General features: G+C 69.1%; 17 protein-coding genes and 1 pseudogene. 11 read left to right on the forward strand and 7 right to left on the reverse strand.

The features are described 5' to 3' along the window. Positions 1 to 10: 10 nt before the first annotated feature. Both ACIRPT_RS28010 and ACIRPT_RS28015 read right to left on the reverse strand, forming a co-directional pair. Positions 11 to 1,336, reverse strand: coding sequence for an NAD(P)/FAD-dependent oxidoreductase (locus ACIRPT_RS28010; protein ID WP_403831932.1), 1,326 nt, complete (start codon positions 1,334 to 1,336; stop codon positions 11 to 13). A 323-nt stretch (positions 1,337 to 1,659) separates the two neighbouring features. Beyond that, a pseudogene (locus ACIRPT_RS28015) lies at positions 1,660 to 1,731 on the reverse strand. 151 nt (positions 1,732 to 1,882) lie between these two features. Here ACIRPT_RS28015 and ACIRPT_RS28020 point away from each other — a divergent pair. Continuing rightward, the gene (locus ACIRPT_RS28020; RefSeq protein ID WP_403831934.1) at positions 1,883 to 3,568 is read left to right on the forward strand and encodes a protein kinase; all 1,686 of its coding nucleotides are present in this window, start codon (positions 1,883 to 1,885) and stop codon (positions 3,566 to 3,568) included. A 180-nt stretch (positions 3,569 to 3,748) separates the two neighbouring features. On the opposite strand, the gene ACIRPT_RS28025 is transcribed toward ACIRPT_RS28020, so the two are convergent. From ACIRPT_RS28025 to ACIRPT_RS28035, 3 genes are read right to left on the reverse strand one after another with little or no spacing between them, the layout of a single operon-like run. Then, positions 3,749 to 4,957: a cytochrome P450 gene (locus ACIRPT_RS28025; protein ID WP_403831936.1), complete on the reverse strand. Its 1,209-nt coding sequence runs from the start codon at positions 4,955 to 4,957 to the stop codon at positions 3,749 to 3,751. 39 nt (positions 4,958 to 4,996) lie between these two features. Then, on the reverse strand, positions 4,997 to 6,391 hold the full coding sequence (locus ACIRPT_RS28030; protein ID WP_403831939.1) for an NAD(P)/FAD-dependent oxidoreductase: 1,395 nt from the start codon (positions 6,389 to 6,391) through the stop codon (positions 4,997 to 4,999). Beyond that, a complete protein-coding gene (locus tag ACIRPT_RS28035; protein ID WP_403502348.1) occupies positions 6,381 to 6,608 on the reverse strand; it encodes a ferredoxin in 228 nt (75 codons plus the stop codon). Before ACIRPT_RS28035 ends, ACIRPT_RS28030 begins: the two co-directional genes overlap by 11 nt. Positions 6,609 to 7,046: 438 nt before the next feature. On the opposite strand from ACIRPT_RS28035, the gene ACIRPT_RS28040 reads away from it, so the two are divergent. From ACIRPT_RS28040 to ACIRPT_RS28060, 5 genes are all read left to right on the forward strand, one after another. Next, positions 7,047 to 7,193 carry a hypothetical protein gene (locus ACIRPT_RS28040; RefSeq protein ID WP_403502351.1) on the forward strand — a complete coding sequence of 49 codons (147 nt, stop codon included), beginning with the start codon at positions 7,047 to 7,049 and terminating at the stop codon, positions 7,191 to 7,193. Positions 7,194 to 7,198: 5 nt separating this feature from the next. Continuing rightward, on the forward strand, positions 7,199 to 7,381 hold the full coding sequence (locus tag ACIRPT_RS28045) for a hypothetical protein (protein ID WP_403831943.1): 183 nt from the start codon (positions 7,199 to 7,201) through the stop codon (positions 7,379 to 7,381). A 267-nt stretch (positions 7,382 to 7,648) separates the two neighbouring features. Continuing rightward, entirely contained in the window at positions 7,649 to 9,325 is a 1,677-nt protein-coding gene (locus ACIRPT_RS28050) for an FAD-dependent oxidoreductase (RefSeq protein WP_403831945.1), read from the forward strand. After that, positions 9,322 to 10,779 (forward strand): ATP-binding protein, encoded by a 1,458-nt coding sequence (locus tag ACIRPT_RS28055; RefSeq protein WP_403831947.1) that lies wholly within the window; start codon positions 9,322 to 9,324, stop codon positions 10,777 to 10,779. Before ACIRPT_RS28050 ends, ACIRPT_RS28055 begins: the two co-directional genes overlap by 4 nt. Beyond that, positions 10,776 to 11,126 (forward strand): UBP-type zinc finger domain-containing protein, encoded by a 351-nt coding sequence (locus tag ACIRPT_RS28060; protein WP_403502359.1) that lies wholly within the window; start codon positions 10,776 to 10,778, stop codon positions 11,124 to 11,126. The genes ACIRPT_RS28055 and ACIRPT_RS28060 overlap by 4 nt, the downstream gene beginning before the upstream one ends. An 81-nt stretch (positions 11,127 to 11,207) precedes the next feature. On the opposite strand, the gene ACIRPT_RS28065 is transcribed toward ACIRPT_RS28060, so the two are convergent. Continuing rightward, positions 11,208 to 11,591: an AQJ64_40280 family protein gene (locus tag ACIRPT_RS28065; RefSeq protein WP_403831950.1), complete on the reverse strand. Its 384-nt coding sequence runs from the start codon at positions 11,589 to 11,591 to the stop codon at positions 11,208 to 11,210. A gap of 177 nt (positions 11,592 to 11,768) precedes the next feature. Continuing rightward, a complete protein-coding gene (locus ACIRPT_RS28070) occupies positions 11,769 to 14,114 on the reverse strand; it encodes a helix-turn-helix domain-containing protein (RefSeq protein WP_403831953.1) in 2,346 nt (781 codons plus the stop codon). A 162-nt stretch (positions 14,115 to 14,276) separates the two neighbouring features. On the opposite strand from ACIRPT_RS28070, the gene ACIRPT_RS28075 reads away from it, so the two are divergent. The 5 genes from ACIRPT_RS28075 to ACIRPT_RS28095 all read left to right on the forward strand — a co-directional run bounded on the left by ACIRPT_RS28075 (position 14,277) and on the right by ACIRPT_RS28095 (position 18,400). Continuing rightward, positions 14,277 to 15,344: a BTAD domain-containing putative transcriptional regulator gene (locus ACIRPT_RS28075; protein WP_403831956.1), complete on the forward strand. Its 1,068-nt coding sequence runs from the start codon at positions 14,277 to 14,279 to the stop codon at positions 15,342 to 15,344. An 8-nt stretch (positions 15,345 to 15,352) separates the two neighbouring features. After that, entirely contained in the window at positions 15,353 to 16,069 is a 717-nt protein-coding gene (locus ACIRPT_RS28080) for a DUF6585 family protein (RefSeq protein ID WP_403831959.1), read from the forward strand. A 217-nt stretch (positions 16,070 to 16,286) separates the two neighbouring features. Further along, positions 16,287 to 17,042 (forward strand): PE-PPE domain-containing protein, encoded by a 756-nt coding sequence (locus ACIRPT_RS28085; RefSeq protein ID WP_403831961.1) that lies wholly within the window; start codon positions 16,287 to 16,289, stop codon positions 17,040 to 17,042. Positions 17,043 to 17,344: 302 nt separating this feature from the next. After that, positions 17,345 to 17,740 carry a hypothetical protein gene (locus ACIRPT_RS28090; RefSeq protein WP_403831963.1) on the forward strand — a complete coding sequence of 132 codons (396 nt, stop codon included), beginning with the start codon at positions 17,345 to 17,347 and terminating at the stop codon, positions 17,738 to 17,740. An 18-nt stretch (positions 17,741 to 17,758) separates the two neighbouring features. Then, positions 17,759 to 18,400: a hypothetical protein gene (locus tag ACIRPT_RS28095; protein WP_403831965.1), complete on the forward strand. Its 642-nt coding sequence runs from the start codon at positions 17,759 to 17,761 to the stop codon at positions 18,398 to 18,400. Positions 18,401 to 18,610: the final 210 nt, after the last annotated feature.

The raw sequence follows: 18,610 nt of genomic DNA on the forward strand, positions 1-18,610 counted from the left end.
CGGGTGAGACTCAAGCAGCGTTCGAATCCTTGGTGTGCTGTGACGCCTCCCGAAGAGGTGAGCGGCTGCGGTCCGTTCTCCGGGACGTGGCCGCCCCGCGATGCTTGATGTTGACGGCCGAAGCCCTCGCCAGCGCCACGGGGTTCAAGAAGCGCAGCGGACCGATCAGGCGGGAGGCAAACAGATGCATGTGCCGCGCCACCGACTCGTCGCGCGCTGCCGCCGAATACATCAGCCGCTCCAAGGGATTGAGCGGACGGGCCGTGGCGAAGTCGGCGGCCAGGTACTGGTAACCGCGCAGTCGGCGCCGGTGTCTGCGTGCGTACACCACGAGCGCCCTGCCGAGGTCGCCCCGGCCGGTTGCGGCCGAGGCGACCGCCTCTGCAAGCCATTGCGCGGACTGCAGCGCCCACCCGCATCCCACTCCCCACAGGGGATCGCTGGTCAGGGCGGCGTCGCCGATGAACGCGACGCCCGGTGCGGTCGGCTTGCGGCTGTGAAGCGGGTAGTTGACGGTGCCGATGATCTTCGTGATGCGCTCGGCGGAGTCGATCGGCGGTGCCTCGGGCAGGGCGCGGACGCATTCGAGGAAGCTGCCCTCCAGGTCTTCCCGGAAGGCCGGCAGCCGCTTCTTGTCCGGGAGCACGGCGAGGACCGTCACCCCGTCGTCGTTCGGGAACGCGTACGCCATGTCGGGTTCGAGGAACCAGACGTGACTGATCCCGCCGGGCAGCGGAAGATTGCGGAAGTGCGCTAGATAGCCGAATCGCGCGTTCTCGTACAGCCGAGCAGGCACCCCGGCGAACTTCGCCACGGCCGAGTCCTTCCCATCGGCGCCGACCACCAGGCGGGCCCGGATCTCGCGCTCGCCCTCTGGTGTCGATGCGCGCACCCCCACGGTTCGCCCGGCTTCCCTGACCAGCCCGGTCACCTGGTGATTGAGGAGCAGATCGACGCCGGGGGTCTCCGCCGCATGGGACCTGATCAACGGGTCGAGAGTGCTGCGCCGAATGTTGTACCCGTACGGTAGCTCGGGGCCCGCCGGCGCGGCCCTCGGCTCGATCCATCCCCAGCGGGTGTACCAGCGGGCCTTGTTGCGGACGGCTCCCGCCTTCTCGAGAGCGGGGATGAGGCCGAGTTCGTCCAGCACCGGGTAGGCGTTGGCCGTGAGGGAGTGGGTGCAAAGCACCTTGTACGCCTCGGGGTCCGCGCGGCGTTCCAGCAGTGCGACGCGGACACCGCGTCGAGCGAGCAAGATCGCCGCGGCGCTGCCGGCGAGGCTCGCTCCGCTGATGACGACGTCGTAGTCGAATCCCGCACTCTCAGGCTTGGTCATGCGCTGATCCCCCCTTTGGGGTGTGGTGCCGTTCGTGGGAGTGGTGCAGTGCCACTGCTGTCAGGAACATGATCAATTGTCAAGAGTTGCGGAGCGTGTGATGTGTGATGCGTGATCAGGCTGCGGCGGCGAAGGGCGCCGCACCACGTTCGCGCGGCTCACCGAAAGCACACTTCGGGCAGGGTGGTCCCCTCTGCCCTGGCACGAGTCCCGGACCGCATTCGGTCTCGACCTGCCCGCCGCGTGCTCCCGTGCCGCGCCCACTGCTTCACGTACGTGCACCAACGAAACAGGTCCCTACCTCTTTTGAGGTAGGGACCTTGTGGAGCGCCCGGCAGGCCTTGCACCTGCATCTCCCACCGGTTGGTGGACGTCTTTCCTTGGACCACAGACGCGCGACTCCCACCCGCTGTTCGCGAGCGAAGCTGCACCATGGTCATACCGGATGCGTGAGACCGCTCTGAACATGTCACCTTCACCCGGCCCTGCTGTGCCGTACGCAGGGTGGTTTCAAAGGCCTATGGAGTGTTCACGTACCTTGACCGGGTGATTGCGAGTAACGATCAGCCGCTGATCGCCGGCCGCTACCTTCTGGACCAGCGGCTCGGCAGCGGCGGCATGGGAACGGTGTGGCGCGCGACCGATCAGCTGTTGCAGCGCACCGTCGCGGTGAAAGAGCTGCACCTGGCCGACGACGGGCCGGCACGGCAGGAACACGTGAGCCGCGCGTTGCGGGAGGCACGCACGATCGCGCGGGTCAGCCATCCGCATGTGGTCGACGTCTACGACCTCGTCGAGCACGGGCAGCGGCTGTGGATCGTCATGGAGCTGGTCGATGGCCCCTCACTCGCCCAGCACTTGGACACCGCCGGGCCCCTCCCCGTTCCCCGGGTAGCGGAGATCGGGCTGCAGCTGCTGGCTGCCCTCGATGCCGTCCACGCCGTCGGCGCGTTGCACCGCGACGTCAAACCGGCCAACATCCTGCTCCGCGGTGACGGCAGCGCGGTGCTCAGCGACTTCGGAATCGCGGCCCTGCTCGACGCCGAAACCTCCACCTCCACCGGCAGCCTGCTGGGCTCCGCGGCCTTCATCGCGCCCGAACGGCTGCTCAACCAGCCCGCGGGACCGGCCTGCGACCTCTTCTCCCTGGGCACCACGCTCTGCCTGCTGGCCACCGGCGTCTCCCCGTTCGACCGGCCGTCCTCCGCCGCCGTCCTGCAGGCCGTCGCTCACGAGGAACCGCACATCCCTGACGCCGCCGGACCGCTGGCCCCGCTCATCGAAGACCTCCTGCGCAAGAACCCCGGGGACCGGCCCAGCTCCACCGACGCGGCCAACAGCCTGCGCCGGCTCGGCAACCGGGACGGCGCAACCCTCCGGCACACCCTCCCCGGCCCCAGCACCCCACGCCGGCCCCGCCGCCGGCTGAAGGCGGCAGCCGTGTCCGCCACCGCGCTGCTTGCCGTGGCCGCCATCGCCGGCTACCTGGTCACCCGCCCGCCTGCCCCACGTCCGGCGACTGGTGAAGCCCGCACCGCACCGCACGCGTCTGCGGACGCCGTCATGCGCGCACCGGACGACAAGAACCAATACTGGGTGTTCTCCGGCTCCAACTACATCCTCGAACGGATCACCGGCGGACAACACACGCAACGGCGGATCCTCGGCCCCAAGCCACTGGCCAACTGGACGAGCATGGCAGACCTGCCGGGCTTCGCGCACGGGATCGACGCGGTGATGCCCGTGCCGGATGTCCGGAACCGGTACTGGGTGTTCTCCGGCGACCAGTACATCGAGATACAGGTGGACGACGGACAACACGCCGACCGACGCACCCAGGACCCAAGGCCACTCACCAACTGGACGAGCATGGCCGACCTACCGCGCTTCACCCACCGGATCGACGCCGTCATGCAGGTCCCGGACGCCCGGAACCGGTACTGGGTGTTCTCCGGCAACCAGTACATCGAGATACAGGTCGACGACGGACAACACACCGACCGACGCACCCAGGACCCAAGGCCACTCACCAACTGGACCAGCTTCGCCGACCTACCGCGCTTCACCCACCGGATCGACGCCGTCATGCCGCTGCCGGAGGACGACAACACCTACCGCGTGTTCTCCGGCAACCGGTACATCGAGATACGGGTCAACGACGAGCAGCATGCGGACCAGCGCGTCCTCGGACCGAAAGCCCTCACACCACCGAGACGGCTACCCACCGGATGAGACGTTCGACCCGTGGGAAACAGCGGCCTACGGCCAAATCCTGGGGTTCAGGTGGGGGCTTACGCCAAGAACGGTGTCATGCGGGGATGGTGGCTCCGGCAGCTGTGGGAGCGGTGAGGCGACGCCATCACCAAGGCCCCGCCCGGCTCTCCGGGAGGGCCCAGGTCAGTGACGTGGCGCTCAGGCTGTGAGCCCCTCGATCGCCACGGGAAGGTGACGGGGGCCGCGCAGCACCGCGTTGGCGCGGTACGGGGGCGGGTCCTCGAGCAGGCCGGAGAACTTGACCCGGCGGAACAGTTCGGGCACCGCCACATGGAGTTCTATACGGGCGAGCGGGGCGCCGAAGCAGTAGTGGATGCCGGTGTAGAAACCCAGGTGCTCGTTGTCCTTGCGGTCGGGGTCGAATCGGTCGGGGTCCTCGAAGCGTTTGGGGTCGCGGTTGGCCGCGGCCAGCATGAGCCAGACCGGCGAGCCCTTGGGGATCATGGTGCCGGCGACCTCGATGTCGGCCAGGGCGGTGGTCCACGGGACGAACTGGACCGGGGGCTCGTACCGCAGCACTTCCTCGATGAGCGGGACGGCCAGTTCCGGGTCCTTCTGGAACCGCTCGAGGACGTCGGGGTGGCGCAGCAGGGTGAGGGTCGTATTGGTGATCGCGTTGACGGTGGTCTCGTGGCCGGCGACCAGGAGCAGCACCGCGGTGGCCTCCAGGTCTATCGGTGTCATGGTGGGGGCGAGCGCACTGAGTATCCCCGGTCCGGGGTGGCGGCGTTTGGTCTCGATCAGATCGGTCAGGTAGGCGCCCAGGTCCTGGCGAGCCTGCTGCGCCTTTTCCACGCCGTTGTCGCCGCCGGGCTGAGGATCGACTCCGGACGCCAGGGCGTCGGCCCAGACGTGGAAGCGCGGTTCGTCCTCGCGCGGCACGCCGAGGACTTTGCAGATGGCCGTGACGGGAAGGGGGTAGGAGAAGTCCTCGACGATGTCGACCTGGTCCTTGCCTTCGAAGGCGTCGAGCAGCTCGGTGACGACCTTGGCCAGCTCTCCGCGCAGGCCGTCGAGGAATCTGGGGCTGTGCGGGGGACCGAACGGGCGGTTGATGGTGTCGCGCAGCCGGTCGTGCACCGGCGGGTCGGTGAAGATGAAGCTGGGCGGCAGGCCGCTCTCTTCGGGCGGTTGCCCGGGGCGGGCCTGGCCGGGTGGGCGGTTGCGCGTGTCGTTGCTCAGCCGCGGGTCGTTGGCCAGGTTCCGCACCTCGTAGTACGTGCTGACCAGATAGGTGCCGTCGTCCTCCCGCCTGACCGGCGTCTTGCGCAGTTCCGCGTAGAGCGGGTACGGATCGGCTCGATGGGCGTAGTCGGTGATCTGCGCGGAGATAGTGCCGGGCGTCATGGCGTCTCCTCGGGACTCCGGGCGGTACAGGGCCGGTGATCAGGCGTGCGACGGAACGAACTCGACGCGCCGCTCGCTCGGTGAGTGACCCGTCAGCGTGACGGTGGGCCCGTGGGTGGGCAGGTGGGGGTCGGGGAAGGCCGGGTCGACCGGCTGCAGCTTTTCGATGCGACGGTCGACCGAGTGGTACTCCGGCGGGAACGGCGCGCCGGACTCGATCTGCTGCTGATAGAACGCCAGCCACTTGGCTCCGTCGAAGGACGCCGCGGCGATGACGCGGCCGCGGTACCCGTACACCGCGACGAACCGCTGCTCGGCGAGCGTCCCCTGGGCGACGACCAGTTGGTCGCCCAGCGAGGGCACTCCCACCGACTTGATGTTCACACCGAACTGGGAGGACCAGAACATCGGCATCCACAGGTGCGGACGGCGCTCGGGACCTGCGCAAATCATGTTGTGGGCGGCGATCCCGGCCTGTTCGACCGCGTTGCCCCAGTGCTCCAGTGACAGGAACTGGTAGTCGAACAGCGGGTGGGGGCTGCGTGCGACATCGCCGGCGGCGTAGATGTCGTCGGTGACGATGCCGTTGACGTCGAACACCCGGCACCCGGCGTCGCACGCGATCCCCCGGGGACCCGCGGCCACCCCCGAGCCGGCGAGCCATTCGGTGTTGCGGAGGGAGCCGAGCGAGACGACCGCGACCTCCACGTCGATCGCCGTACCGTCGGACAGATGGGCGCGCCTGAGCCGTCCGCAATAGTCGCCTTCAAGGGCGGTGACGCTGACGCAGCAGCGCAGGTCGACTCCTTTACCGCGCTGCAGCCGGTCCGCGACCGCGCCGATCACTCCGCCAAGGGCGCCCACCAGCGGTGCCGGGGCGCGTTCGGCGACCGTGACCTCGAGGCCCAACTCCCGGCAGGCGGAGGCGACCTCGGAGCCCGTGAAACCGGCGCCGATCACCAGCACCCGGGACGGGCGGCCGGTCAGCTTCCGGATCAGGCGCGCGGAGTCGTCGCGGGTGCGCAGTACGAAAACCCCGTCGAGCGCGGCCTCTTCCGGGTGGAACCAGGGCCGCGCCCTGGTCCCGGTGGTGATCAGCAGGCGGTCGTAGGGGACGGTGTCGCCGTTCACCAGACGGACCCGCTTGGCGTTCCGGTCCAGGCCCTCGGCGGCGACCCCCAGCCGCCATTCGGCATCGATGTCGCGCCGCCGCGGCAGCGCCGTGTCCTCGGGCCGTGCCCGCCCGAGCAGCGCCTGTTTGGACAGCGGCGGCCGGTCGTAGGGTTCGTACGGCTCGTCTCCGATCATGGTGAGAGATCCGGTGAAGCCCTTGTCGCGCAAGGTCTCCGCCGCACGCAGACCGGCCAACGAGGAACCGACGACGACAATGCGGCCCTCCCGCCGCAGGACCTCGACGTCCGTGTCAGCCGACATGGGGCTCCACCCTCTTCGTCGGCTCATCGGAGTAGTCGACGAGGATGGCCTGTACCGGGCAGGCGGCGGCGGCCTTTTCCACCCGGTCGCTTTGTGCCTCGTCGAAGCGAGGCGAGAACAGCAGCGCTTCGTCCCCGTGCAGGGAGAAGACGTCCGGAGCGAGAAAGACACACTGCGCGTATCCCTGGCACCGGTTGAGATCGACGACAAGCCTCATCTGGAACCCGCTCCCTGCTCAGGCCGCGGTGGCCGCAAGCTCCCCAGCCCTTGCGCTCGGTTCACACGATCGGTCGGCATGCCTCTCCTTCAGGATCGGCGCGTTCGGAGCGGCTCGCAAACGGGCCGGGGGGCTTGAGAACCGTCTTTCAATCGACTGGGATCGGTTGGTTCTTGCTGGTCAGGCACGGTTTTCGATCGAGGTGCGGGAGGGATGCGGCGTCTTGTGTCTGCTTGCTGGTCGAGGGGTGTCAAGGGGTGTGCGGTGAAACTGCCCCGCCTTGGCCGGACCCGGGCATCCCCTGCTCAGCGGCCGTCCGGTGATCGGTGGCCTGCAGCGCCACGATGGGAGCACAGAGCGAAGTCCGGAGGTAGAGATGACGACGGGCAGAGAACGGGTCCCTGACCACGGCACGGCCCTGACCGGCGGTGTTGCTTCATGGATCTCGACGCCGCCCGCCGTGAGTTCGGGCAGCGGCTCACCCTGACTCTCGGCGTCGCCCTCGACTGCCGCGACAAGGTACGCGCCGGAGGCACGCTGCTGTTCATGAGCGGCACCGGCGGCCGGCGGCCCGGCGTCGGCTGACCGTCGTGTCCGCCCGCACGGCCGCGATGTCCGCCCTCACCGCCAATCTGGCGCTCGGGCCGGCGCCGATCCGGGTGAACCTCATCGCTGCCGGATTCGTCGACACGCCGCCGATCCCTTCACGCCCGCGGGTGGCGGCTCGTCCTATCGCGGGAAATTCGGTGGTCAATATGCGCACCGCACGCTGAAGGGCATCGGTCACAATGTGCTCCAAGAGGCACCCGGGGCCTTCGCTCAGGCCATCGTGGACGTCGATGACTTTTGCACGGCCGAGCGGCGGCCGCCGAAGTGACGATGACCAACCCGGCGAGACGCAGGCGGGGCCCTCGACTCATCGACCGACATGGAAAGCCAGGATAATCGCCCATAGGATGGACATTACGGGCGCACTGATGTGCCGGACAGGCACGTGAAGACGGGTGCGGAAGGGCGATCGACTGGGAACGGGATGCCCTATGGATCAGGCCGCCGGTCCAGCGCGGACCGTCATCCTGACCGTGGACGACGATCCGGGCGTGTCGCGTGCGGTCGCCCGCGATCTGCGACGTCGCTACGGCGAGTTGTACCGCATCGTACGTGCGGAGTCCGGCGAGTCCGCCCTTGCCGCCCTGCGTGAGCTGAAGCTGCGCGGCGCCCCCGTCGCAGTGATCGTGGCCGACTACCGGATGCCGAAGATGAACGGCCTGGAGTTCCTCGAGCGGGCTCTCGACATCCACCCCGGCGCCCGGCGGGTGCTGCTGACCGCGTACGCGGACACCGACGCGGCCATCGACGCGATCAACATCGTCGACCTGGACCACTACCTCCTCAAGCCCTGGGAACCGCCGGAGGAGAAGCTCTACCCCGTCCTCGACGATCTCCTGCTGGCCTGGCGGGCCGGCGACCACCGGCCGGTGACCGTCACCAAAGTCGTCGGACACCGCTGGTCGGCGCGGTCGACGGCCGTACGGGAGTTCCTGGCCCGCAACCAGGTGCCCTACCGCTGGTACTCGTCCGAGGATCCGGAAGGCCTACGGCTGCTGAGCGCCGCGGGACAGGAGGGCCTGCGGCTCCCGCTGGTGATCGCCCCGGACGGCACGGCCCTCATCGAGCCCGAGGACCGGGAGCTCGCCGCCCGGGTCGGCCTCGCGACGACGCCGACGACCGACTTCTACGACCTGGTCATCATCGGCGGCGGACCAGCCGGTTTGGGTGCGGCGGTATACGGGGCCTCCGAGGGCCTGCGGACCGTCCTCGTGGAACGCTCCGCAACCGGGGGCCAGGCGGGCCAGAGCTCGCGCATCGAGAACTACCTCGGCTTCCCGGATGGCGTGTCCGGGGCACAGCTCACCGACCGGGCTCGGCGTCAGGCATTGAAGTTCGGTGCCGAGCTGCTGACCACCTGCGAGGTCACCGGGCTGGAGGTCAACGGTTCGTCGCGCGTCGTCCGCTTCTCGGACGGCTCCGCCGTCGCCGCGCACTCCGTGATTCTCGCGACAGGCGTGTCGTACCGGCAACTGGACGCTCCCCGCGTGTCCGAGTTGACCGGCTGCGGAGTGTTCTACGGCTCGGCCCTGACCGAAGCGGCCGCATGCCAAGGGCAGGACGTGTACATCGTCGGTGGCGCGAACTCCGCCGGTCAGGCCGCGATATACCTGGCCCGGAGCGCCAAGTCGGTCACCGTACTGGCGCGTGAGCGGTCCTTGTCCACCTCGATGTCGCACTACCTTCTCCAGCAGGTCGATGAGACGCCCACGATTTCCGTGCGCGCCCACACGGTCGTGGACGCCGCCCACGGCTCGCGCCACCTGGAACAGATCACCCTGCGCGACACGGCGACCGGCCACACCGAACTCGTCGACGCCCAGTGGATGTTCGTCTTCATCGGCGCGGCCCCGCTGACCGACTGGCTGGAGGGCATGGTGCTCCGGGACTCCCGCGGGTTCATCCTGACCGGCCCCGATCTGACCGCGGACGGGCGCCCGCCGCCCGACTGGGAGTTGGACCGGTCGCCCTACCACTTGGAAACCAACGTCCCGGGCGTGTTCGTGGCCGGAGACGCGCGCGCCGAGTCCGCCAAGCGTGTCGCTTCCGCGGTGGGGGAGGGAGCCATGGCGGTCATGCTCGTCCACCGATATCTGGAGCAGTCATGAACGGCCGGCCGATGCCGTGCAGTCAGCAGGAACTCGGCACGCTGTTCCTGTTCGAGAAGCTTGCCCCCGACCAGCTCTCCCTCCTCTGCCGCGAAGGCCGTGTGGAGGAGTTCGAACCCGGCCCCGTGTACGGAGAAGGCGACCCGGCCACGTGTTTCTACGTGCTGCTCGAAGGGACCCTCGTTCTCTCGCGCCGGATCGGCGACTACGACGTGGAGACCAACCGGAGCTCCAGCCGCGGAGTCTATGCGGGAGCCTTCCAGGCCTACCTGGGAGACCGCCTGGAGCAGGTCTACAACAGCTCCCTGCGTGTCATCGAGCCCTCGCGCTTCTTCGTGCTGCCCGCGGAGACCTTCGCCGCGATCATGCGTGAGTGGTTTCCCATGGCCGTGCACCTGCTGGAAGGCCTCTTCTTCGGCGTCAAAAGCGCCCAGGAGGCGGTCGGCCAGCGAGAACGGCTCCTGGCTCTCGGGTCACTGTCCGCCGGGCTGACCCACGAGCTGAACAACCCGGCCGCCGCGGCCGTGCGCGCCACCTCCGCACTCCGCGAACGTGTGGCCGGAATGCGCCACAAGCTCGGCATCATCGCGGCCCGCCCGTACCAGGGTGACACCCTGAAGACGCTCATCGACATCCAAGAACGGACCGCCGAGCGCGTCGCCAAGGCCACCGACCTGAGCCCGCTGGAAGCCTCGGACCGGGAGGACGCCCTCTCCGACTGGCTCGACGACCATGGCATCGCGGACGGCTGGCAGCTCGCGCCGACCTTCGTACAAGCCGGCCTCGACACCGACTGGCTGTCCCGGGTCGCCGCGGCCTTGGATGACGACACCCTCGAAGGTGCCGTGCGCTGGCTCAACTACACCGTCGAAACCGAGCTGTTGATGAACGAGATCGAGGAGTCGACCACCCGCGTCTCGGCGCTCGTCACCGCGGCCAAGCAGTACTCGCAACTCGATCGAGCGCCCCATCAGGTCACCAACGTCCATGAACTGCTGGACAGCACCCTGCTGATGCTTTCCGCGAAAATCGGCCCCCACATCACCGTCGTCAAGGACTACGACCGCGGCCTGCCGAAGATCCCGGCCTACCCCAGCGACCTCAACCAGGTGTGGACGAATCTGATCGACAACGCCGTCTCGGCGATGAACAGTACGGACACCGGCGGCACGTTGACCGTACGCACCGCGCGGGACGGCGACCTTCTGCTCGTCGAATTCTGCGACACCGGCCCCGGTGTCCCCGCGGAAATCCGCGACCGCATCTTCGACCCCTTCTTCACCACCAAACCGATGGGTGAGGGTACGGGTCTCGGCTTGGACATCTCGTGGCGCATCATCGTCAACAAACACAAGGGGGACCTGCGGTTCCATTCCGTCCCCGGCGACACCCGTTTCCAGGTGCGCCTTCCGCTGGCCTCCGCCGACCCCCTTTCCCCACAGGAGCCGTCATGAGTTCACTGCCCGGGATTGACCCCTCGGTCCCACCCACCGGAAATGGCTGCGCCGAGTGCGACGCCAGTGGCGGCTGGTGGTTCCACCTGCGACGCTGCGCACAGTGCGGCCACATCGGTTGTTGCGACGACTCACCCGCCAAGCACGCGACGGCCCACGCCCGGGACACCCGGCACCCGGTGATCCGCAGCTTCGAACCGGGCGAAGCCTGGTTCTACAACTACGACACCTCGGAGGTGTACGCCTCGGGCCCGGCCCTGGCTCCCCCGGAGAGCCACCCGGCCGATCAGCCCACCCCCGGGCCCGCGGGACGAGTTCCGAAGGACTGGGCCAACCAGCTGGGATAGGCAAACCGGGCTTGCTCGGTGACGCCCCCCCCCGCCTCGACGAGGCCGCCCGGGCCCGCTACGCCACCGGGCTGAGCGCTGTCAGGTTGTGGGACCAGCGCCCCACGCGTTCTGGAGCGCCGGCTCCACATCTTCCCCGAGAACGACGTACGCCATCGCGCCCGGCAGGGTAGGCAGCGCAGCCCAGTGCGTCACGGTTTCCTCACTGGCAAGGCCGTAAGACAGACGGACGACCCCGTCGGAGTCGACGAAGCAGTCTCTGTGCTCCGTCCCGTCCTCACTCCAGTGCAGGGTCGTGAAGTACATCGGCCTCACCAGCCAAAATTCCTCACCCAACGCCGTATCGGACTCAGCGGCGCCATCAGCTGGATACCGGCCCGTGATCGCCGCCGCCACCGGGATCCCGCTCCGAGGCAGCCTCTCGCGTACGTCAACCCACGTCACCGTGGTGTTCAGTTCGGTCATCTCCACCCTCACTCAGCCACTCGCCAAGTCGGCTTCCACCCATACGCCGGCGCATCGGCAAGGGCACTGCCCCGACCTCGGCAACTAGCAAGACCGCCCGCCGCTCGCGAGGGTTGCCCGGGCCGGAACGGCAGGGCGGCAAGCCGGCTATCCCGACGTTGGCCCATCGGACAGAGCCTAGGAGGCGCACGTTCCGCGCGACCCCGATCGACTCCGCGTCGCCCGGTAAGCGCCGGCGAGGTGCTGTTGCAGGCGGGCGTGGCGGAACTGGTAGACCGCGCCGGCTTGGCGGAGCACGCCGCGCTGGTAGGCGTCTTCGAGGAAGGTGACGACGGACCACGGCAGTCGGCCGGTCAGCGGCAGCCAGATGCGCGCGAAGACCGTCCACTGACCCCAGGCGGTCAGACTGAACGCGTAGCCGAGGGCGCCGCCGAGCCCGCTGATGACGCCGAGCTTGAGCGCGGCCGTGAGATTCCAGACGACCGGGCCCAGGATCGCCGACATCGGCAGGATCACCAGCATGGATCCGAAGCCGACCATGAGTCCGAACGTGGGAGCCCAGACGAGGAGTTGGGTGACGACCGTCCGGCAGTTCGTGCGCAGGAGGCTGACCGGATTGACGGCGGACCGGACGTCGAGAGCGGTTTCGAAGAGGGTCAGGAGGCCGAGGGCGGGTCCGGCTCCCAGCGCGAACATCAGGCCGTAGATGATGCCGTCGCCGAAGCCGGCGGCCACTACGGTCTGGATGTTGATGTGGAACAGGACGCCGTTGAGCGCTGCGCGTACGAAGCCGTAGCCGGCGCCGAACAGGAACCCGCAGAGCAATCCGATCACCAGTCGGCGGAGGGATCTCCGCCTGGTCTTCCCTTCCCTGCCGAAGATCTTCATGCGCACGGCGGACGGCTCCACGGCCGCGTCCTTGGCCGCGACCAGGATCCAGTACGCGATCGCGAACAGGAGCCCGGAGAGGGGCCCCGCCACCAGTCCGTCCGCGAGCTGGAAGGCGAAGGAGTCGAAGAGGGTGCCGACGACACCGTCGACGAGCCCGATGGTCAGACAGATCACCAGCGCGGTCGACAGTGTGCGCGTGGTGCGGCGCAACCCGTGACCGAGCCGCCACCACTCCAGGTCGGGGGTGTCGAGCCGGGTCAGGTGGTGGGCCAGGTAGCCGAGCCAGTACTGGGCGCGTTCCGGGTCGAAGGCGCGGCGCGGCCCGCTGCCGGGGCGGTGCTCGGGCCGAGGGCGGTAGACGGTGGCAGTGAAGTTGTCGAGAAGGTGGTCCTCCAGCTCCTGGGGTCGGCCGAATCGCCGGGTGTCCAGGAGCGAGGCCGGGTCGTTGTCGGGGGTGTCGCTGTAGACGGCGCGGGCGAGCGTGACCATCAGCGGAGTGGTCAGCACGGCGGCGAGGTTGGCACCGGCCTGGCTGTGCGGCCGCTCGTGCAGTTCACTCAGCACGGGATCCCAGGCGGTCGCCGATATCGCCCCGCCGCGGGCCTTGCGCGTGGTGCGCGGCAGGTAGTCGGTCAGATCGCTCAGGGTGAGATCGGTAAGTTCCACCGCGGCGGCGGAAGTGAGTACGTCGGTCTCCGCCACCGCGCTGGCGTACTCGGACGGACGGCTCGTCAGCAGCAGGGGAAGGGTGGTGGCGTTGAGCGCTTCCAGCGCGGGACGGCGCAGACCGTCGGCGATTTCGTCGAAGCCATCCAGCACGGGGAGTACCCGGCCGGTCTCGACCAGTGTGGCGGCCAGACTCGACCCGCCGGGTCCTGGGACGGCGAGACCGGGGTGATCGCGCGTCAGTTGCGAGGCCAGCCAGTCCCGGAACGTCATCGCGGTCGGGTCCCACGAGCCGATGCTGAAGATCACCGGTACGGCATCACTGTGGCCCCTCGACTTCAGGTGGTCCAGGACGAAGCGCACGGCGAGGATCGTCTTGCCGGAGCCCGAGCGGCCCAGCACCACCAGCCGCCCGGACGGTATCCGCCCGTACACACCCACGATCTCGTCCAGTTGCCCGCTCAGGTCCAGTGGGCCGTGCGTCCCCCCAGCAGGGAGTCGGCGGATGTTGGCCCAGTGATCGGTCAGCTCCTCGGCGACCGGCTGCCAGCGCACCGGCAGCGGGTAGGGATCGTGGACCTGCCGCTGCTCCTCCTCGCGCCGCCAGCGGGCGGCCACCGCCTGCGCGAGCCGCTCGGTCACGTCGGCCAGGGTGGCGTGCATAGACCCCGGCGGGGCGTCCGCGGCCGGCTCAGCGGGGGCGGTCGGGACGGTTGAGTCCTCCGGTCGGCTGTCGTCCCCGGTCCGGCGGACGGCGGACGCCAGCAGCCCCTCGCGCTCCTCGGGGCTCAGCCCGAGCGCGTCGGCCAGTAGCCGCACCGTGGTCACCCTGGGGTCGGCGCGCTCGCCGGTCTCCAGCCCGCGGATGGTGCGGACGCCCACTCCGGCGCGCTCCGCCAAGGCCTCCTGAGTCATTTCCGCCTCGCGCCGCAGCCGTTTCAACAACGCGCTGAACTCACTGGTCACAGGTCACGGCCTTCCCCCGGCACGTCGATTTCCCCAGGTGAGGGACTCTAGCGCGGCCACCGGCCGGATACGGCCGGTCTGCTGGCCTGTCCGTTGCACGGTACCGGGGCCAGCGTCGACGGCATCCACCCGACCGACCACCGGATGTCAGGAGAGCCCGCGATGTCGACGACCGCGACCATCGGCCAACCGACCGTCACCACGCTCACGCGACAGGAGCGCGAGGTGCTCTTCGCCGTCGGCTGTGGCCTGACGGACGCCGAGATCGCCTGCGCCCTCGCCCTCCCCGAGGACGCGGTGGACGGACACCTCACCGGGATCCTCGCCAAACTCGAGCTGCGCGACCGAGCCGCCGCCATCGTCCACGCCTTCGACTGCGGCTTGGTCGTTCCGGGCCGGGGCCCCCGCGAGGCGGCAAGGCCGGTGCCGCGAACCGTCATCCGCCGGGCGGGCGAACCGCGGGTGCGGATCTCCGTGCTCGGGCCACTGCAGGCATGGTGTGAGGGGCAGCCCGTGGACCTGGGACATCTCCGCCAGCAGGCGGTGCTGGCGGCGCTGGCGCTGTGCCCGGACCGGACGGTCAGCCAGCAGGAACTGCTCGACGGAGTGTGGGGGATGGAGCCGCCGATCACGAAGGTGGTGCCGGTGTACATCTACCGACTGCGGAAGGTCCTGCGCTTGGAGAACAGCGCGGATTCGGTGATCCAGCGCGATCGGTGCGGCTACCGGCTGCTTCCCGGCGCGGTCGAGGTGGACGTGGCGCGTATGGAGGAACTGGTCACCGCCGCCGGGACGGCCGAGCGGGCCGGCGAACTGGCCGAGGCGGTCCGGGTCTGCGCCCAGGCGCTGGAGCTGTTCCGCGGGGAGCCTCTGGCAGGCCTGCCCGGGCCGTTCGCCGAGCTGGAGCGGTTGCGGCTCACCGAGCGCAGGATCGCCCTCGTACAGCGGAAGCTGGACTGGCAGCTGCAGTTGGGCCGGCACTCCGAGGCGATCGCCGAGCTGCGAGCCCTGGCCGTGGCGCAGCCTCTGAACGAACCGGTCGCCGCGATGCTGATGCGTGCGCTGTACCGCAGCGGCCGACAGGCCGACGCGTTGGCGCTGTTCGACCGCACCCGCCGCCATCTGGCCGACGACCTGGGGGTGCCGCCGGGCCGGCTGCTGAGGCAGACGCACCAGATGATCCTGCGCGGATGCGACGCCGGCCTCGGCCTCACGCCGACCGCGCCATGACCCGGCCGATGCCGCGTACGCGCGGTGAGGAACTGCTGCTGGCGAGGATCTCCGCGGCGGCCGGCCGCGCGCACATCGGCAAGCGGCGTGCCACCTACGCGGCAACCGCGCACAGGGCTCACGCAGGGACCGGCCCGGTACGGCTGGTCCGGGGCCTGCTGGCTTTCGCCCGGTACGGCCGGCCTTCCGCGAGGAAGGCGCGCGCGGACGCGCGACTGGACCTGTACGACCACGGGATGACCGTTGCCGTCAAGGGGCGGATTCATGTCGTCCGCTATGACACCACCGCTGTGTTCCAGGAAACACCCCGACACCCGCACGGCTCGCCCCGCGCCGGAAGCCCTCGCGCCTACACACTCACCGACATCGCGGGGAAGCCGATCGTGCTGCACGGCGGCAGGCCGGAGGACAGCAACGTGGAGGAATGGGAGGCCGAGATCCGACGGGCCGTCACCCAAGCCCAGCTCCCCCGGGCATGGGCCGCGCTCGACCGGGGAGAGCGACTCACCTTCGGTGACGTCTGGCTGACCCTGGAGGAGGTCGGATCGGGAGAGCTGTCCGCGCGGTGGCCGCAGGTGCAGCAGATCGAGAGGAAGAACGGGAGCATCAGGCTCAACATCGACGGGAATTGGCACAAGCTGGGACCAGCGGAGACCGAAATCCCGAACCACTTCGTCTTCTGCGCACTCGTTGAGCGCCTGAGAGCGGACGGCAGGTGCTCATGAGGATGAGCCGGTCCTGAGAGGATCCCCGATGGCCGCCGCCGCCCCAGCCGCCGTAGATGTCAGCAGCGGTCGGCCAAGGGCGAACCGTCCGTTGACCGTTCGGTGACGGCGCCGGCAACGCATTCCTTCGTTTCATCGTCATTCCAACGGCTGTGGCTAACGTCAGGTCCGCACACAGCAGTTGTGTCCCACCTCAGCTCGAGGAGAAGCAGAGCACATGACCTTGTCCAGCAGATGGAAGAAGGCGATCGGCGCGGCCGGCGCGGCGGCAGCCCTGGTGGCTGCCGGCGCCGTGGCACCCACCGTTGCCCACGCCGATTCCGTGCATCACTACTACCTGGAGGTCGGCGGCACCGGCTCGGCGGCGGACGCGCCCGACTGCACCTCCACGTATACGTTCGCCAACAAGCACCTCAACGGTGGTATACCGGTGCCGGTCTGTTATCCGGCGAGCGCCGGACCGTGGCTCAACGGCCACAACGCTCCGGACGTCAACGCACCGAGCTACGACGCGAGCGTGCGCGAGGGGTACCGCAATCTGCTGGCCGCCGCCGAGGCCACCTACCAACGCGATCCGGGCGCCCGCTTCACGATCGTCGGCTACTCCCAAGGCGCGCAGGTGGCCGACCAGGTCCTCCAGACGATAGCGGCCGGCCGCACCGACATACCCCGCTCGCAGGTGAACGGCATGCTGTACGCCGACCCCATGCAGCCCGACACCGGCATCTGGGCCCGGGTTCCGCAGGGTTGGAGCGCCTTGGGATTCACTTCCACGGGCGCCGGCCCGGCGAAGTTCGACGGCGTCCCGGTGCAGCGCTTCTGCATCCGTACAGACCTGGCGTGCGACGCCACCTCGATCCAGTCCGTCCCCGGCTTCCTGAACCAGCACCCCAAGTACTGGCAGGACGGCAATGTCATGACGCAGACCATCGGCCACGACGGCGGTGACGGAGTCACCTGGTACGACGCCTGATCTCCCCGTGAAGCGGCCTCGCGTCGGGGGGGCGCGTCGCCGACGGGCAGCGCTGGAACGGTTGCGGGGTCTCGCAGCCGGGGGTCGCGCCTGTTGGTCCGGCCGATCGGCGCGGCCGTCTTCGATGAACCTTCCGGAGCCGATGAACCTTCCATCGGCTCCGGAACGTGCACGAGATTTCATCGCCATTTCAGCGCCTCCCACGACAGTGGGCAGGCAAGGTGCCGAACAGCCGGTCGTGCCGCTGCGTCCTTCCCGCGTATCCGTAGGTGCGCGTGCTCATTGATTGAACGGGTGTCCCTGTGAATGATCTCTTGCACAAGCTGGTTTCCGCCGTCATCACCGGAGCGCTGATCGCCCTGGTGGGATATCTCAGCGTGGCCGTACGCAGGCGGAGGGTCGCCCGAGAGGAGGCCGCCGCGCCGGTACCGGTCGAAGATCGCACGCAGACCTTGCTGCGTCGGGCCCAGCAGTTGGACAGCAGCCGCGACGAGCTGGCCGCCCAGGGGCGGCACGCGGATGCGCTGCCGAAGGCCAGGGAGGCCGCCGAACTCTGGCGGGAGCTCACGCGGGTCCGAACGGGGCGTTTTCAAGCGGAGCGAAGGGCCGCACTGGGGCGCCTGAGCGAACTGCTGACGGCCGTGGGGGAAGAGCAGCAGGCAGCCCAAGTCCGCCAGGAAGCCGCCGGACTTTCCTGACGAAGCGAGGAGAGCGCAATGCCCGCCGCGATCTGGACCGGCCGAAACGCAAATCCGGAGAAGGTTGCCGCCGACACGGCCGCAGCACTGCATGACGAACTCGGACTTGCAGAGAGGCCGTTGGCCGTCACCTTGCCGGCCGAGAGCACCGGCGTGCCGGCCGGGAGTCTGCTTTCGCCGCGCGAGCGGTTCAGCGGAATGCCCGCGCCAACCCACTGCTTCATCTACATCGACGCCCAGGCGCCCAGACCCTTCGAACTGCGCGCTTCGGTCCTGAGCGGACGCTCGGGAATCCGTCGAAGCCTCGGACTGAGCCATCTCCTCTACGCGGTGCCCCTGGCGCCACCGGTGCCCTCACGCATCGAACTGAACGCGGCCGGTGGCTCCGCCCCCGCCCGCTTCGAAGGAGACCCCGCGACCACAAACCGCCTGAACAGGGACACCGAGCTGGTCAGCATGGCCCAAGCGCTGACTCCCGCCACGGCCGGTACCGACCGGAACCACAGCTGGCAGGTGGCACGACGGCTGACGATCGAACCACTCCCCCACGGTTCGGTCCTGCTCGTCCAGACCCTGCACCGTCCCACCGCCCACGCCTGGTCCCTCAGCTCCCGCACCGTGCTGGACCTCGCCGCCCGCACCGAAACGGCGCTCGGGTAGCGCAGCCTGCCGAGGACCGGGCGCTGGAGCACGGCGGATCATGATGCCGTTCGCCCCCGCGCAGGTGAAGACATCGGAACGAGCGGTGGGACGGTCAGAGTCAGCGGTCTCAGTGATCTCAGCGATCTCAGTGATCTCAGCGATCAAGGTGGTGACCAGGCCGGATGATGTGCCGGCACCGGCAAGGCCGAGCGATCGGCACCACAGTGC

The sequence above is a fragment of the Streptomyces sp. NPDC101227 genome (assembly GCF_044767545.1).
GTDB lineage: Bacteria > Actinomycetota > Actinomycetes > Streptomycetales > Streptomycetaceae > Streptomyces.

Bases quoted from the DNA above. Each gene is read 5' to 3' on its own strand.
- ACIRPT_RS28040 (WP_403502351.1), top strand. From the start codon at position 7,047: ATGGATCTCGACGCCGCCCGCCGTGAGTTCGGGCAGCGGCTCACCCTG.
- ACIRPT_RS28025 (WP_403831936.1), bottom strand. From the start codon at position 4,957: ATGACGCCCGGCACTATCTCCGCGCAGATCACCGACTACGCCCATCGA.
- ACIRPT_RS28050 (WP_403831945.1), top strand. From the start codon at position 7,649: ATGGATCAGGCCGCCGGTCCAGCGCGGACCGTCATCCTGACCGTGGAC.
- ACIRPT_RS28035 (WP_403502348.1), bottom strand. From the start codon at position 6,608: ATGAGGCTTGTCGTCGATCTCAACCGGTGCCAGGGATACGCGCAGTGT.
- ACIRPT_RS28065 (WP_403831950.1), bottom strand. From the start codon at position 11,591: ATGACCGAACTGAACACCACGGTGACGTGGGTTGACGTACGCGAGAGG.
- ACIRPT_RS28080 (WP_403831959.1), top strand. From the start codon at position 15,353: ATGCCGCGTACGCGCGGTGAGGAACTGCTGCTGGCGAGGATCTCCGCG.
- ACIRPT_RS28075 (WP_403831956.1), top strand. From the start codon at position 14,277: ATGTCGACGACCGCGACCATCGGCCAACCGACCGTCACCACGCTCACG.
- ACIRPT_RS28095 (WP_403831965.1), top strand. From the start codon at position 17,759: ATGCCCGCCGCGATCTGGACCGGCCGAAACGCAAATCCGGAGAAGGTT.
- ACIRPT_RS28060 (WP_403502359.1), top strand. From the start codon at position 10,776: ATGAGTTCACTGCCCGGGATTGACCCCTCGGTCCCACCCACCGGAAAT.
- ACIRPT_RS28030 (WP_403831939.1), bottom strand. From the start codon at position 6,391: ATGTCGGCTGACACGGACGTCGAGGTCCTGCGGCGGGAGGGCCGCATT.
- ACIRPT_RS28010 (WP_403831932.1), bottom strand. From the start codon at position 1,336: ATGACCAAGCCTGAGAGTGCGGGATTCGACTACGACGTCGTCATCAGC.
- ACIRPT_RS28055 (WP_403831947.1), top strand. From the start codon at position 9,322: ATGAACGGCCGGCCGATGCCGTGCAGTCAGCAGGAACTCGGCACGCTG.
- ACIRPT_RS28085 (WP_403831961.1), top strand. From the start codon at position 16,287: ATGACCTTGTCCAGCAGATGGAAGAAGGCGATCGGCGCGGCCGGCGCG.